This window comes from Amycolatopsis roodepoortensis (assembly GCF_014873915.1).
Taxonomy (GTDB): Bacteria; Actinomycetota; Actinomycetes; order Mycobacteriales; family Pseudonocardiaceae; genus Amycolatopsis; species Amycolatopsis roodepoortensis.
Window position 1 is genome coordinate 1,125,006 of sequence record NZ_JADBEJ010000004.1, and the last position, 14,232, is coordinate 1,139,237.

At 68.4% G+C, this 14,232-nt stretch carries 13 protein-coding genes; 8 read left to right on the top strand and 5 right to left on the bottom strand.

The annotated features are described in order from the left end of the window. Positions 1-23: 23 nt before the first annotated feature. The 4 genes from H4W30_RS16020 (at position 24) to H4W30_RS16035 (ending at position 5,285) form a co-directional block, all read left to right on the top strand. Positions 24-1,772, top strand: coding sequence for a GGDEF domain-containing protein (locus tag H4W30_RS16020; RefSeq protein WP_192743529.1), 1,749 nt, complete (start codon positions 24-26; stop codon positions 1,770-1,772). Between the two features lie 44 nt (positions 1,773-1,816). Next, positions 1,817-3,304 carry a bifunctional UDP-N-acetylglucosamine diphosphorylase/glucosamine-1-phosphate N-acetyltransferase GlmU gene (glmU, locus tag H4W30_RS16025; RefSeq protein WP_192743530.1) on the top strand — a complete coding sequence of 496 codons (1,488 nt, stop codon included), beginning with the start codon at positions 1,817-1,819 and terminating at the stop codon, positions 3,302-3,304. After that, entirely contained in the window at positions 3,301-4,281 is a 981-nt protein-coding gene (locus H4W30_RS16030) for a ribose-phosphate diphosphokinase (protein WP_192743531.1), read from the top strand. Before glmU ends, H4W30_RS16030 begins: the two co-directional genes overlap by 4 nt. A 128-nt stretch (positions 4,282-4,409) precedes the next feature. Further along, positions 4,410-5,285: a TIGR03621 family F420-dependent LLM class oxidoreductase gene (locus tag H4W30_RS16035; RefSeq protein ID WP_192743532.1), complete on the top strand. Its 876-nt coding sequence runs from the start codon at positions 4,410-4,412 to the stop codon at positions 5,283-5,285. On the opposite strand, the gene H4W30_RS16040 is transcribed toward H4W30_RS16035, so the two are convergent. Continuing rightward, on the bottom strand, positions 5,279-5,896 hold the full coding sequence (locus H4W30_RS16040; RefSeq protein WP_192743533.1) for an NAD(P)-dependent oxidoreductase: 618 nt from the start codon (positions 5,894-5,896) through the stop codon (positions 5,279-5,281). The genes H4W30_RS16035 and H4W30_RS16040 overlap by 7 nt on opposite strands. A gap of 96 nt (positions 5,897-5,992) precedes the next feature. Further along, positions 5,993-7,114, bottom strand: coding sequence for a hypothetical protein (locus H4W30_RS16045; RefSeq protein ID WP_192743534.1), 1,122 nt, complete (start codon positions 7,112-7,114; stop codon positions 5,993-5,995). Between the two features lie 340 nt (positions 7,115-7,454). Between H4W30_RS16045 and H4W30_RS16050 the strand changes: the two genes are divergently transcribed. From H4W30_RS16050 to H4W30_RS44520, 4 genes are all read left to right on the top strand, one after another. Continuing rightward, positions 7,455-8,060 carry a 50S ribosomal protein L25/general stress protein Ctc gene (locus tag H4W30_RS16050; RefSeq protein WP_192743535.1) on the top strand — a complete coding sequence of 202 codons (606 nt, stop codon included), beginning with the start codon at positions 7,455-7,457 and terminating at the stop codon, positions 8,058-8,060. A gap of 10 nt (positions 8,061-8,070) precedes the next feature. Continuing rightward, positions 8,071-8,667 carry an aminoacyl-tRNA hydrolase gene (gene pth, locus H4W30_RS16055; RefSeq protein WP_192743536.1) on the top strand — a complete coding sequence of 199 codons (597 nt, stop codon included), beginning with the start codon at positions 8,071-8,073 and terminating at the stop codon, positions 8,665-8,667. A gap of 159 nt (positions 8,668-8,826) precedes the next feature. Beyond that, on the top strand, positions 8,827-9,186 hold the full coding sequence (locus tag H4W30_RS16060) for a DivIVA domain-containing protein (protein WP_192743537.1): 360 nt from the start codon (positions 8,827-8,829) through the stop codon (positions 9,184-9,186). Further along, positions 9,186-9,515: a DivIVA domain-containing protein gene (locus tag H4W30_RS44520; protein WP_126736475.1), complete on the top strand. Its 330-nt coding sequence runs from the start codon at positions 9,186-9,188 to the stop codon at positions 9,513-9,515. Before H4W30_RS16060 ends, H4W30_RS44520 begins: the two co-directional genes overlap by 1 nt. 61 nt (positions 9,516-9,576) lie before the next feature. Here H4W30_RS44520 and H4W30_RS16070 read toward each other — a convergent pair whose 3' ends face one another. The 3 genes from H4W30_RS16070 to H4W30_RS16080 form a co-directional block, all read right to left on the bottom strand. Continuing rightward, the gene (locus H4W30_RS16070; RefSeq protein WP_192743538.1) at positions 9,577-11,268 is read right to left on the bottom strand and encodes a fatty acyl-AMP ligase; all 1,692 of its coding nucleotides are present in this window, start codon (positions 11,266-11,268) and stop codon (positions 9,577-9,579) included. Positions 11,269-11,319: 51 nt separating this feature from the next. Beyond that, a complete protein-coding gene (locus H4W30_RS16075) occupies positions 11,320-13,092 on the bottom strand; it encodes an ABC-F family ATP-binding cassette domain-containing protein (protein WP_192743539.1) in 1,773 nt (590 codons plus the stop codon). A gap of 67 nt (positions 13,093-13,159) precedes the next feature. After that, entirely contained in the window at positions 13,160-14,125 is a 966-nt protein-coding gene (locus tag H4W30_RS16080) for a 4-(cytidine 5'-diphospho)-2-C-methyl-D-erythritol kinase (RefSeq protein ID WP_007028772.1), read from the bottom strand. Between the last annotated feature and the right edge of the window lie 107 nt (positions 14,126-14,232).

Below are 14,232 nucleotides of genomic sequence, written 5' to 3' on the forward strand. Positions count from 1 at the left end.
GGCGTTTTCAACGGTGGGGGTGTGTGCGGCTGACCGAGGACGCGACGACCAGTGGCAGGCGGCCGGCGCTTGCGGAGATGTCCGACGCCTGGCTTTACGGTCGCGCGCGCGAACTCGGGGCGGCCATCCAGCGGGTCGGCTTCGCCGAGCAGCTGGACATCGTCACCAGCCTCGACGAACTCCTAGACGAGACACAGCGCCGCGGCGAACCCTTGCTGGTCGCCCAGCTGCTGCGCTACTCGGCGATGGCACGGCTGGTCACCCGCGGCCTCGCCGCCGAAGCCGAACCCCGGCTCGACGAGATGCTCGCGCACACCAGGCGGCACGGTCTCGCGCTGATGCGGGCCGACGCGCACGCCATGCGCGGCCGTCGGCTGGTGATCGCCAAACAGGAGGACGCCGCCCTCACCGAGATCGCCAGGGCGCTGGCCATCCTCGACGATTCCGCGGTCCCGGACCGCCAGGTCGGCAGGCGCAACTGGGACCGGATGCTGTCCACGACCCTGGTCGACTGCTGGCTGGTGCTGAACCAGCTGGGCGTCTACGAGGCGGCCGAGGAGGCCATCGCCCGCGCCGCGCAGGCGATCCGCGACAGCGCGAGCCCGCACGAGATCGCGCTCCAGCTGATCAACCGGGTCAAGATGCTGCTGGGCTGGGGTCTCCGGCTCGAACGCATCGAGCGCTACGACGAGGGCGCGGACAAGTTCCGCACCGCGGCGTCGATGGCCCAGGCCGCCGAAGGCCCGTTCACCGAGTCGCTCTTCCCGCGCAAGGCGGGGGTGCCCGCGATCGACCAGGTCGGCGTGCTCGCCGCGGCCGCCGCGCTGGCGTCGCCCGATTCGTCGCATATCGAACGACTGAACTCGCTGCTGCATCCGGAACTGGTGTTCCCGCACGAACGCGAGATCATCGCCATCGCGCTGGCCCGCTGCCTGGACAACGACGGCCGCCGCGAGGACGCCCTGCAGGTACTCAAAGAGGTCCGCGAGGACAACGAGGACGGCTCACTGCCGTCGATGCGGCTGAACCTCGCCCGCGAGCTCGCCAGGCTCGACACCACCCCGGACTACGCGTCCGGGGCGAGCCAGTCACTGATCGACTACGCGACCATCCTGGAAACGGAGATGTGGTCGCTGCGGGAATCGCAGATCGCCACGCTCAACGCGCGCCGGGAGCACGAACGCCTGTCCGCCGAGCACGGCGCGATCACCCAGCAGGCCCTCCAGGACCCGCTCACCGGGCTGCCGAACCGGCGCGCGCTCGACGAAAAGCTGCGTTCGCTGGCGTCGTCCGCCGACGCCCAGCCCCTCGCGGTGGCCCTGGTCGACCTCGACGGTTTCAAGGACGTCAACGACAAGCAGTCGCATGCCGAGGGCGACAACGTTCTCCGTGTCATCGCGAGCACGCTGCGCGACGCCCTGCGCGGCGACGACGTGGTCGCCCGATACGGCGGAGACGAGTTCATCGTGCTTCTACCTGGGGCTCCGGCGTCCGCGGCGAAGCAGGCGCTGGGTCGTTCTGTGAATGCCGTCGCATCTCTGCCGCACCATCTTTCGCACGGCGTCACCCTCTCCGTCGGCCTCGTCTCGCTCCGCCCGCAGGAGCGGGCCGAGCAGGTCCTCGCCCGCGCCGACGCGGCCATGTACCAGGCGAAACGCGGCGGCGGGAACCAGGTTTCGTCGGTGAACTCGATGGCCATCGACCCGGCGACCGGATGGCCCGGTGAGGATGCTCCGACCGACCCCGCGTGGGACGCCGAGCAGCCCACGTAGGATCAATGCCCGACAACCACCGTTGGTGAAATGTTGGGAGAGCCGTGACCGGCCCGCTGAGCACGTTGATCCTCGCCGCGGGTGAGGGCACCCGCATGCGTTCGTCCACCCCGAAGGTGCTGCACCCGATCGCCGGCCGTCCGTTGGTCGAGCACGCGGTGCGGGCCGCCGCGGGACTGAACCCCGAGCACCTGGTCGTGGTCGTCGGCCACGGTCGCGACTCGGTCGGCGCCCGGCTGGAAAAGGTCGGCGAGGCTCTCGGCCGCCAGGTCGTCACGGCCGTCCAGGAAGAACAGAAGGGCACCGGGCACGCCGTCTCGTGCGCGCTCTCCGCGCTGCCCGGCGGGCTGACCGGCACCGTCGTCGTCAGCTACGGCGACGTCCCGCTGCTCGACACCGAAACGCTCGCTTCCCTGGTCGCCGAGCACACCTCCACCGGTAACGCGGTCACCGTGCTGACCGCCGTCGTCGAGAACCCGACCGGATACGGCCGGATCATCCGCGACGAGAACGGCGTCGTCACCTCGATCGTCGAGCAGAAGGACGCCACCCCCGAACAGCACGAAATCGCCGAAATCAACTCCGGCGTCTACGCCTTCGACGCTCCCGTCCTCGTCGACGGGCTCTCGCGGCTTTCGACGGACAACGCGCAGGGCGAGCTCTACCTCACCGACGTCCTCGGCATCGCCCGCGGCGACGGCAAGGGCGTCGGCGCGCTGGTCATCGACGACCCGTGGGTGACCGAAGGCGTCAACGACCGCGTCCAGCTCTCCGTCCTCGGCGCCGAGCTGAACCGCCGGATCGTCCGCGGCTGGCAGCGGGCCGGCGTCACCGTCGTCGACCCCGCGAGCACCTGGATCGACGCGGGCGTGATCCTGTCGCGCGACGTCGTCATCGAGCCCGGCGTGCAGCTGAAGGGTTCGACGTCGGTCGGCGAGGGCGCGCAGATCGGCCCGGACAGCACGTTGGAGAACGTCTCCGTCGGCGCTGGCGCGTCGGTGGTGCGGACCCACGGTTCCGATTCGGAACTGGGCGACGGCGTGAAGGTCGGCCCGTTCACCTACCTGCGTCCCGGTTCCAAACTGGGGACCAAGGGCAAACTCGGCGCTTTCGTCGAGACGAAGAACGCCGACATCGGCGCCGGCACGAAGGTCCCGCACCTGACCTACGTCGGCGACGCGACCATCGGCGAGAACAGCAACATCGGCTGCTCCAGCGTCTTCGTCAACTACGACGGCGTGAACAAGCACCACACCACGATCGGCTCCCATGTGCGGCTCGGCGCGGACAACACGTTCGTCGCCCCGGTGACCATCGGCGACGGTGCCTACAGTGGGGCAGGCACCGTGATCAGGCAAGACGTGCCCCCGGGCGCGCTCGCCGTGTCCACCGGGCCGCAGCGCAACATCGAAGACTGGGTGTCCCGGCGCAGGCCGGGCACACCCGCGGCGGAAGCAGCTTCCGCCGCGAAGCAGGACACCACCGCCGTGTCCGATTCGAACAAGGGAAACGACGGGGAGTCGCCAGCATGAGCTCGAAGTCCGGAACACCGAAGAAGAACCTGATGCTCTTCTCCGGGCGCGCCCACCCGGAACTCGCGGAAGAGGTGGCCAAGCACCTCAACGTGTCGGTCGTACCGCAGACCGCGCACAATTTCGCCAACGGGGAGATCTTCGTCCGGTTCAACGAATCGGTGCGCGGGACCGACGCGTTCGTGATCCAGAGCCACCCCGCGCCCATCAACGAATGGGTGATGGAGCAGCTGATCATGGTGGACGCCCTCAAGCGGGCGAGCGCCAAGCGGATCACCGTGATCATGCCGTTCTACCCGTACGCGCGGCAGGACAAGAAGCACAAGGGCCGCGAGCCGATCTCCGCGCGCCTGATCGCGGACCTGTTCAAGACCGCGGGCGCCGACCGGATCATGACGGTCGACCTGCACACCGCGCAGATCCAGGGCTTCTTCGACGGCCCCGTCGACCACCTGCTCGCGCAGAACGTGCTGGCCGCGCACATCAACAAGACCTACCGGGACGAGAACATCACCGTCGTCTCGCCGGACTCCGGCCGCGTACGGCTCGCCGAGAAGTGGGCGGCGCAGCTGGGTGACCGGCCGATCGCCTTCATCCACAAGACCCGCGACCCCGACAAGCCGAACCAGGCCGTCGCCAACCGCGTCGTCGGCAAGGTCCGCGGTCAGCTGTGCGTGCTGATCGACGACATGATCGACACCGGCGGCACGATCGTGAAGGCCACCGAGGCCCTGCTCGACGAAGGCGCGTCCGACGTCGTCATCGCCTCGACCCACGGCATCCTGTCCGATCCCGCCACCGAGCGGCTGTCGAACTGCAAGGCGCGCGAGGTCATCGTCACCAACACGCTGCCGATCCCGGCGGAGAAGCGATTCCCGGGGCTGACCGTGCTGTCCATCGCGCCGCTGCTGGCGCAGGCGATCCAGCAGGTCTTCGAGGACGGGTCGGTCACGTCCCTCTTCGACGGCAACGCCTGATCCCAGCGAAGCAAGGGACCTTTACTCCCGCTCTCTTCCGGAGAGTGAGAGCAAAGGTCCCTTGCTTCGTTTTCGGCTCATCGCGAAACGGCGCGCGCCCGGCCTCCCCGCGTGGCTAGGTTTCCGTCATGGGGAAATTCAAATTCGGCGTGAACCTGTGGGGCGCCGAGAACCGTGAAGACTGGGTCGCGAAGTGCCGCCGCGTCGAGGCCCTCGGATTCGACGTCATCTCCGTGCCCGACCATCTCGGCCCGGGACGGAACGCGCCTTTCCCGGCGCTGACCATGGCCGCCGCTGTCACCGAGCGGCCCCGCGTCGGCACTCTCGTCTCCAACATGGCCTTCTACAACGCCGCGCTCTTCGCCCGCGAAGTCGTCACGACGGTGAAGATGACAGGCGACCGGCTGGACCTCGGACTCGGCTCCGGCCACATGAAATCGGAATTCGACGAGGCCGGCCTGCCGTGGACCCCGGCCAAGGAACGTATCGACTACCTCGCCAAGAGCCTTGACCACCTGCGTGAACACTTCGCCGGCGAAGGAATCACTCCCCCGCCGCTGCTCCTCGCGGGCAACAGCGACGGCGTGCTGTCACTCGCCGCCCGCGAAGCCGACATCGCCGGCTTCGCGGGCCTTCGTCAAGCACCGGGGAAACCGCCGGGCACGTTCAGGCTCGACGACGCCGAGCGCATGGACGAACGCGTCGCCTTCTTCCGCTCACACGCGAACGGCCGCGATCCCGAACTGAACATGCTCGTCCAGCGGGTCGTCGTCACGGACGACCGGCGCGCGGCCGCCGAGTCCTGGCGTGAGGAACTCAAGGACCAGGACAGCCTCGACGTCGACACCCTGCTCGAAACGCCCCAATTGCTGTTCGGAACCACCGAAGAGATGGTCCGGCAGCTCCAGGAGCGTCGCGAACGATATGGCTTCTCCTACATCACGGTGTTCGAACCGATGCTGGAAGCGTTCGCGCCGGTCGTGCGGGAACTGTCCGGTCAGTAGGCCACGCAGAAACGCTGACGGCGGCGCTGAGGCTTGTCGATCTCGTCGACGAACGCGATCGCGTAATCGGCGCCGCTGATCTTCGAGCCGCCGTTCTCGTCGGTCAGGAGCACGTCGCCGCCGAGCCGGAACTCGCCGGTCCGCTCGCCCTCGGCCCACGCGCCGAACTCGGCGGCCGGGCTGAGGTAGAACCAGTCGACGTCCTCGAGAAGCTTCCGGAACGCTTCGAGCACTTCGGCGTGCGCACCCGCTTCACCCTTGTACTCGTCCGGGAACTCGGGGGTGTCGATCAGCCGCGGCCCACCCTCGGCCACGTTCAGGCTGCCCGCCCCGCCGACAACGCCGATCCGGGCGCCGTTGTCCTTCGCGACCTGCGCGATCGAGGGCACCGCGTCGAGCAGGCCACTCTGCCCGTGGACCGCGATGACCAGGACATCGGCACCCTTGGCGACCTCAGCCAAGAAGGCCTCGTCGTAGAGCGAGCCCGCCCTGGTGCCCTCACCTTCGGCGTTCCTGGACACCACCAAGACGTCGTGACCGCGGCCGCGCGCCTCGGCGGCGATCTTCCCGCCCGCGTATCCGGTTCCTCCGAAAACAACCAACTTCGCCATCGCGTTTCTCCCTTTTCATCGGCGACCACGCCGATGCTAAGAACGCAAGATCGGCTACTTCAACGTATGCAACGCACCCCGGGGTGAGCGTGCAGGTCAGCCGCCCAGCGTGGCGAACTCGGACTTGAGCTTTTCGCGAACACCGGCGACGTCGACCGGAGCCCGGACTTCGCCTTTGGCCGACGGCTTCGCCTGCACCTGATAGCTGGCGTTCCGATTCGGCAGTTTGAACTTGACCTCGCACGACATGCTTGTCGTGGTGTCCGGGGCCGCGTCGGCGTTGGCCGAGCAACTCTGCGCGCCGAGCGACTGCGCGGTGAAGTCGACGGTCAGCGTCAGGCGCACGGGCGTCCCGCTCGCGCCGCCGATGACCGAATTGGCGACGTCGATGGTCGCCCGGCAGGTCCCGACGAAATCCGTACAGTCCAGCTTGTCGTTGACGACACTGACCCTGACCTGGGTGAGCGCGTCGAACGGCTGGCCGAGCCCGCCGATCGCGCCGTCCAGATCGGTCTGGAGCTTCTTGAGCGCTTCGCCGGCGAGCGGCTCGACCCGCATCTCGGCGCCGAGCGTCTTGCCGCCCGCCGCGGCGACGAGGGAGGGCGCGAAACTGACGACACGGTGCGGCGCCGCGGTGGTCACCCGCAGTGTCCCGAGCCCGCTCCCGACGTCGTAGACCTCGGTCCCGTCGGGCAACTTCGAACGGACCGGATCGGTCAACGGGTTCATCTCGGACACCGCGGTCCTCAGCGTCGACGCGGCCTTGCGCGGGCTGAGCACCTCGACGGCGTTCACCGGCAGATCCGAACTGTCCGTACGGACCCAGCTGGTGCCGTACTGGGCGCTGTCGCCGAGCCCGTGCGCCTTCCAGTATTCCGGCGTCGCCGAGAGGTACAGCTGCTTGTCGGCGGAGAGGACCTGGATGGTCTGGCCGTCGACCGGCAGCGCACCGAGCGCGCTCCCGTTCCGGGTGATCCGGAACTGCAGTTCCGCGGGCTGACCCGACGCGTCCTTGATCGTCGCCTTGTATACGACGGCCGGCGCCTGCTCCAGCGCCTTCAGCGCGCTCTCGACAGCGCCGCGTTGCTCCGCGCGCCGATCCACTCGCTGCTGTTCGGCGGCCGGGATCCCGGCCGCCCCGTCGATCGCGACGTCACAACCGGCCACGAGACAGCACAGGGCGGCGATCGCGCCGATCTTCGACCGTCGTGCCGGCATCCCGTCCCCTTTGTCTCGCGTGCGAGCAGATCACACCTTAGAAAAGGGGTCGCGCACCACCGCATCCGCGGGTTCGCGAAGCAGCTGTCACCGACTTGTCACCTGTACGAGCCACCCGGCGGGAACCCCGCACGGCCGCTTGGTCTACACTTTCCCGGTCTCGGCGAGGCGGGTTCCGTGAGCACCTGGTGCCCGACGTGATCGACGCGGCGGCTTGAGTGGCCACACGCGGTCGAGCACGCCTGTGGAATTCGCCGCCGAACACCAGAACCGCCCCGAACCATCCCCACCTCAGCATGCTTTCGCTGAACATGTTGGTGAATTGAAGGAGTGCTACACCGTGTCCGAGGTAACCCTGTCCGTCGAGCCCCGCACCGAATTCGGCAAGGGTGCCGCGCGTCGCACGCGTCGTGCCGGCAAGATCCCCGCGGTGCTGTACGGGCACGGCTCGGACCCGCGCCACTACGCCCTCCCCGCCCTCGAGTTCGCCCGCGTCGTGCGTGAGAACGGCAGCAACGCCGTCATCACCCTCGAGCTCGAAGGCAAGAGCGAGCTGGCGCTGACGAAGACCATCGTCGTCCACCCGCTGAAGAACTACATCGAGCACGTCGACCTGCTGGTCGTCCGCCGCGGCGAGAAGGTCACCGTCGACATCCCCGTCGTCGTCACCGGCACCGCGGGCCCGGGCACCCTGGTCACCACCGACCTCGACACCCTCCAGATCGAGGTCGAGGCGCTGCACATCCCCGAGCAGGTCGAGCTCTCGGTCGAGGGCGTCGAAGCCGGCACCCAGATCCTCGCCTCGCAGGTCACCCTGCCGAAGGGCGCCACCCTGGTCACCGACCCCGAGGCCCTGGTCGTCGCCGTCAACGAGGCGCCGTCCGAGTCCGCGCTCGAGGGCGAAGAGGCCGAGGCTGCGGAAGCCCCCGCCGAGGACGCCGAATAAAGTCACCGATGTGACCGAAGCAGTACTTCCCGGGGCCGGCGAGCAGATCCTGCTCGCCGGCCTCGGCAATCCCGGCCCCCAATACGCGGGCAACAGGCACAACGTCGGCTTCATGGTGCTCGACGAACTCGCCGGCCGCGTCGGCGGCAAGTTCAAGGCCCACAAGAGCGGCGCCGAAATCCTCGAAGGCAGGCTGGCGGGCAGGCGGGTGGTCCTGGCCAAGCCGCGTTCGTACATGAACCTCTCGGGCGGCCCCGTGGTGGGCGCGGCCCGGTTCTACAAGATCCCCCCGGCCGGTGTCGTGGTCATCCACGACGAGCTGGACGTCGACTTCGGCGCGATCAAGATGAAACTCGGCGGCGGCGACAACGGCCACAACGGTCTCCGCTCGATCACCAAATCGCTGGGCACGAAGGACTACTACCGTGTCCGCTTCGGCGTCGGCCGCCCTCCGGGACGGCAGGATCCGGCGGATTTCGTGCTGAAAGACTTCTCGACGGTCGAACGGAAAGAGCTCGCTTTCGAGATCGATCGTTGCGCCGACGCCGTTGAAGCGCTTATCAGCACCGGGCTCGCCGCGGCCCAGAACACCTTCCACGCTGGGTGAACCCGCTCACATGGCGGTGCGTTACATCTCGTCACTCGAAGGCGTTTCACCACGCCCCTGATCGAGTCGTGGAATAGCGCGGGCTCTTCCGGGGAACTCTCAAACCCGTTAGGACGGAATGCGGAGATCGCATTCCCCACCGAAACCGGAGAGAGTTTCATGTCGTTTACGGCCGAAGACATCACCGGCGCCACTTTCCCGAACGCCCCGATCGGGCGACGCGGATACGCCAAACACGAGGTCGACGCGTTCCTGGAACGGATCGCCGACACGATCTCGGACCGGGACGACCTGACGGCCGCGGAGGTCCACCACGTCATGTTCTCGCGGCCGTTGATCGGTAAGCGCGGCTACGACGAACGCGAAGTCGACGATTTCCTCGACAAGGTCGAAGTGCAGCTCGCCCACCGGACCGGCCAGCACGCGCTCGGCGTGCCCGGTGCCCGCGAAGAGGACGAAGCGACCGCCGAACGCGCCGTCCCGGACCGCGGTCCCGTCGAGTTCCTGCGGGAGCGCTAGTGCCCGTCACCGCCTTCGAGGCCAGAACCCGGCAGTTCGACCGGGCGCCGATCGGCGCCCGCGGCTACCACGAACCCGCGGTCGACGCCTTCCTCGAACGGGTCGCGGCGACCCTCGACGGCGATGACGACCTGACGGTTTCGGACGTCCACAACGTCGCGTTCGCCAAAGCGCCGCTGTCGAAACGAGGCTATGACCAGGCAGCGGTCGACGCGTTCCTGCGAGACGTCGAAGGAACGCTGGCCGGGCTGTCGCAATCCGCCGGCTACTACATTGCGCCCGCCTTGGAGCACACCCACACCCGCAAGCCACCCTGGCGACGCCGCTGACCACCGGGAGGTGCAGCGAAAGGGCCGGGTCCGCGATGTTCGCGGACCCGGCCCTTTCGTGTCAGCTCGCCGCCGCGTTCTTGGCGATCTTGTCCGCGAACTGAACGGCGGTCGCGGCCCGCTTCACCTTGCCCGAGGGCGTCTTGGGGAGGCTCCCCGCCGGGAGCACGACGACCGCGAAGGGCCGCATGTCGACGGCGCCGCGCACCTTGGCCGCGACCTCCTTCGCCAGCGCCTTCTCCGTTTCCGGGTCTCCGGCGAGTTTGGATTCGACCACGACGGCGAACCGTTCCCGTCGGCTGCCGGCGTCGAGCCGCACGGCGACGGCGTTCCCCGCCCGGACCCCCTCGACCGAGGTCGCCGCGCGTTCGATGTCGGTCGGGTACAGGTTCCGGCCGCCCATGATGATGACGTCCTTGCGGCGGCCGCAGATCACGATCATGCCGTCGACCAGGTAGCCGAGGTCGCCGGTGAGCAGCCAGCCGTCCTCGTCCTGCGTCGCGAGCGGCCCCTCCATGGTCAGGTACCCCGGAGTCACGGCCTCGCCGCGCAGGCGGATCTCGCCGACCTCGCGTTCCCCGAGCACGGTTCCCTTGTCGTCGACGATCTCGGCTTCGAGCCCGTCGAGCGGAGGACCGAGCACCGCGAAGGAACGGACCTCGTCGGTCCCGCGCCGCGGGTCGCCCTCGGGGACCGGCACCGCGCGGTTGTCCGCCTCGAGTGCGTCGGCCTCGACCACGTCCAGCGTCAAGCCGGTGAACAACGGCGCGAACGAAACCGCGAGAGTCGCCTCCGCCATGCCGTACGCCGGGAAAACGCATTCGGCGGGCATCTTGAAGCGCGCTCCAGCCTCGACGAACGTCTGCACGGCCGTTTCGTCGATCGGCTCGGCGCCGTTGAGCGCGATCCGGAGCTTCGAGAGGTCGTACGCGTCGTCGTCCTCGACACGGGCCATCCGCCTGCCCACGATCGCGTACGCGAAGTTCGGCGCGGCCGTGGTCGTGCCGTTGTACTTGCTGATCAGCTGCGGCCAGATCAACGGTCCCGACAGGAATTCGAGCGGCGTGATCTTGACGAGCTCGACGCCGAACGTCATCGGCACCGTCAGGAAGCCGACCATCCCCATGTCGTGGAACGTCGGCAGCCACGAGACCATCACGTCGACGTCGAAATCGAACTCGGCCCGGTCGACCATCGCCTTGACGTTCGAATACAGGTTCCCGTAGGTGATCTGAACGGCCTTCGGGTCGGCCGTCGATCCGCTGGTCAGCTGGAGGAGCGCCGTGTCCGACTCGGCCGTCGGCACGGGCTCCGCCAGCGGTTCGGCCTCGAGCAGCTCGGTGATGACCTGGAACGCGATGCCGTGCTCCGTGAGCACCGGCGCCAGCTGATCGAACGGCTCACCGAGCAGAACCAGGCCGGACCCGATCATCCGCAGCACGCGAACGGTGTCCTCGGCCCATTCGGCGAGGTCGGTGCGCTGCGTCGGCTGGTGCAGCATCGTCACGCTGCCGCCGGCGAGCCAAACCGCCTGAACCGTCGGCGCGATCAGCGACGGCGCCGCCGCCAGTACCGCGACCGCTTTGCCGGGCTTCAGCCCGGCCGCCACCAGACCCCCGGCGACCCGCTTGGCCTGCTCGTGAATCTCGGCCCACGTCCGCCGAACCGGCTCCTTGGGCTCCCCGGTGACCATTCCCCGCTGCTGACCTCGCCCCGCCGCGGTGGCGACGAGCGTGTCCACGAACCGACTCATGCGCGTCACACTACTGTCCGCGCTGAAAGGCCCGCTCGCCGTCGCATGAACTCATTCGATCGCTTCGGAGGTCTCGAGCCACTGGGCCTCGACCTCCTCCTTCTCCGTTTCGACGGCTTTCAATTCGGTGTTCAGCTCGATGAGCTTCGTCGGATCGGTCGCCGCGGCGAGCAGCGCCGCGTGCAGCTTCTCTTCCTTCGTGTGCAGCTGGTCGAGCTTGCGCTCGAGACGGGACAGCTCTTTCTGGGCCGCCCGCTGTTCCGCAGCGCTCTTCTTGGGCGCGGAGGACTGCGCGTTGCCCGCCTTCCGGTCGCCGCCGGCTTTCTCGAGGCTCTTGGCGCGCCGGTTCAGGTACTCCTCGATCCCGCCCGGCAGGTGGGTCACTTGCCCGTCCCCGAACAGGGCCACGATCGTGTCGCAGACGCGTTCCACCAGGTATCGGTCGTGCGAAACGACGACGAGGCTGCCCGGCCAGGAATCCAGCAGATCTTCGAGCTGCTGCAAGGTGTCGATGTCGAGATCGTTGGTCGGTTCGTCGAGCAGCAGCACGTTGGGCTCGGCCATGAGGAGCCGGCACAGTTGCAGGCGGCGGCGTTCGCCACCAGAAAGGTCCTCGACCGGCGTCCACTGCCTCGCGGCGGGGAAACCCAGCTTTTCGGCCAGCTGGGAAGCGGTGAGCTCCTGCTTGCCGAACACGACCCGTCCGGACACCTCTTCGATCGCCTGCAGCACGCGCAGATCGCCCGGCAGGTCGTCGAGCTCCTGCCGGAGGTGCGCGAGGCTGACCGTCTTGCCCTGGATGCGCCGTCCCGTCTCGGGCTCCCTGTCACCGCCGAGCAGTTTGAGGAGCGTCGTCTTGCCCGACCCGTTCACGCCGACCAGGCCGATCCGATCCCCGGGCCCGATCCGCCAGGTGACGTGATCGAGGAGGGTGCGGTCGCCGACGGTCAACGTCGCATCCTCGATCTCCAGCACGGTCTTACCCAGCCGACGGCGGGCGAACGCCTGCAGCTCGACCGAATCGCGCGGTTCCGGCACGTCGGAGATCAGCGCCTCCGCCGCCTCGACGCGGTAGCGCGGCTTCGAGGTCCTGGCCTGCGGACCGCGGCGCAGCCACGCGAGCTCTTTACGAGCGAGGTTCTGCCGCTTCTCCTCTGCCGTCGCCGCCAGCCTCGCCCGCTCGGCGCGCGCGAAGATCCAGTCCGCGTAACCACCTTCGTACTGCTCGACTCGACCGTTCGTGACCTCCCAGGTCAGACTCGCGACCGTGTCGAGGAACCACCGGTCGTGCGTGACGACCACGACCGCGATCTTGCGGTTGAGCAGGTGATCCGCGAGCCAGCGAACACCTTCGACATCGAGATGGTTGGTCGGCTCGTCGAGGACCACGAGGTCCAGTTCACCGGTGAGCGCGGCCGCCAGCGCCACCCGGCGGCGTTCGCCACCGGACAGGTTCGCCGTTTCCTTGTCGATGCCGAGAGCAGTTATGCCCAGACCATCCATAATGGACCGGACGCGCGCGTCAGCGGCCCATTCGTGCTCGGCGCCGTAGCGCTCCAGCACGACATCTCCGACCGTGCTGCCGTCGGGAAGTTCGGTCCGCTGGGTGACCACGGCCATCCGCAGGCCCCGGACCTGACTGACACGTCCCGTGTCCGGCTCGCTGATCCCCGCGAGGACCTCCAGCAGCGTCGTCTTCCCGCCCCCGTTGAGACCGACGACACCGATACGCTGCCCCTCCGCCACACCGAGCGAAACACCGTCGAGCAGCGGGCGCACCCCGAAGGACTTGCTCACCGACTCCAGGTTGACCAAGTTGGCCATGCCTCAGCCGATCCTTTCCAAAAAGCTCGCACCACAACGAATTGGTCGATGTCCATTTCGGACACCCTTATGCGTGCACCCGAGGCGGCGACGGCCGCGGCGCGTCGTCCCCGCCGACCAGCCGGGCTCCGGGGACCGGCCCGTGCGCGACACGCACCGTGCGACAGACACCCGCGCCGGACAGTTCCGCGGCGACTTCGACGGCCGACTGGGCGTCCGCGCACAGGAAGGCGCAGGTGGGCCCGGATCCGGACACGGTGCCGGCGAGCGCACCCGCGTTGACTCCCGCCCGCAACGTGCGGCGCAGCCCCGGCCGCAGTGAGACAGCGGCAGCCTGCAGGTCATTGCCCAGAAGCAGCGCCAGTTGCCGAGGGTCGCCGGATGCCAGCGCCTCCACCACCGGGGTGTGCGAGCCGATCCGCGGAGGGCTGCCCTCTTCACGCAACTTGTCCAGCTCGCCGAACACCCTCGGAGTCGAAAGCCCACGCTGGTCGAACGCCAAGACCCAGTGGAAGGTGTGCCTCGACAAGACGGGCACCAGCTGCTCGCCTCGGCCGGTGCCCAGCGCTGTCCCACCGTAAAGCGCGAAAGGAACATCGCTGCCGAGCTTCGCGGCGATACCCGCCAGTTCGTCCCGGGAAATGTCGAGCTTCCAAAGCGACGCGAGCCCGACCAAGGTCGCGGCTGCGTCGGCGCTACCACCGGCCATCCCGCCAGCGACCGGGATGCCTTTGCGCAGCACGACTCTGACCTTGGACTCGCCGTCCGCCTTGCCGACATGGGCCGCCAGCGCCTGCGCCGCTTTCCAGGCGAGGTTGTTGGCTCCTGTCGGCACGGAACCTTCACCTTCGCCGTAGACCTCGACGCCGGGGTCTTCGGTGACCGCGACGGTCACCTCGTCGGTCAGGGAAAGCGCCTGGAACACGGTCACCAGCTCGTGGTAACCGTCCGGGCGTACGTCACCGACCGACAGGTGCAGGTTGACCTTGGCGGGAACCCTGACGGTTACTGGGGGCGGTACGACGGCGAGCACGCCTCAAGCCTACGTGGCCACTCCACTTGCGCTGCCACCAGGAGAAAGAGAACGGACGGGGCAGACGCGAACGGGCCGCTCCGGACGCAGTTCGTCCTGAGCGGCCC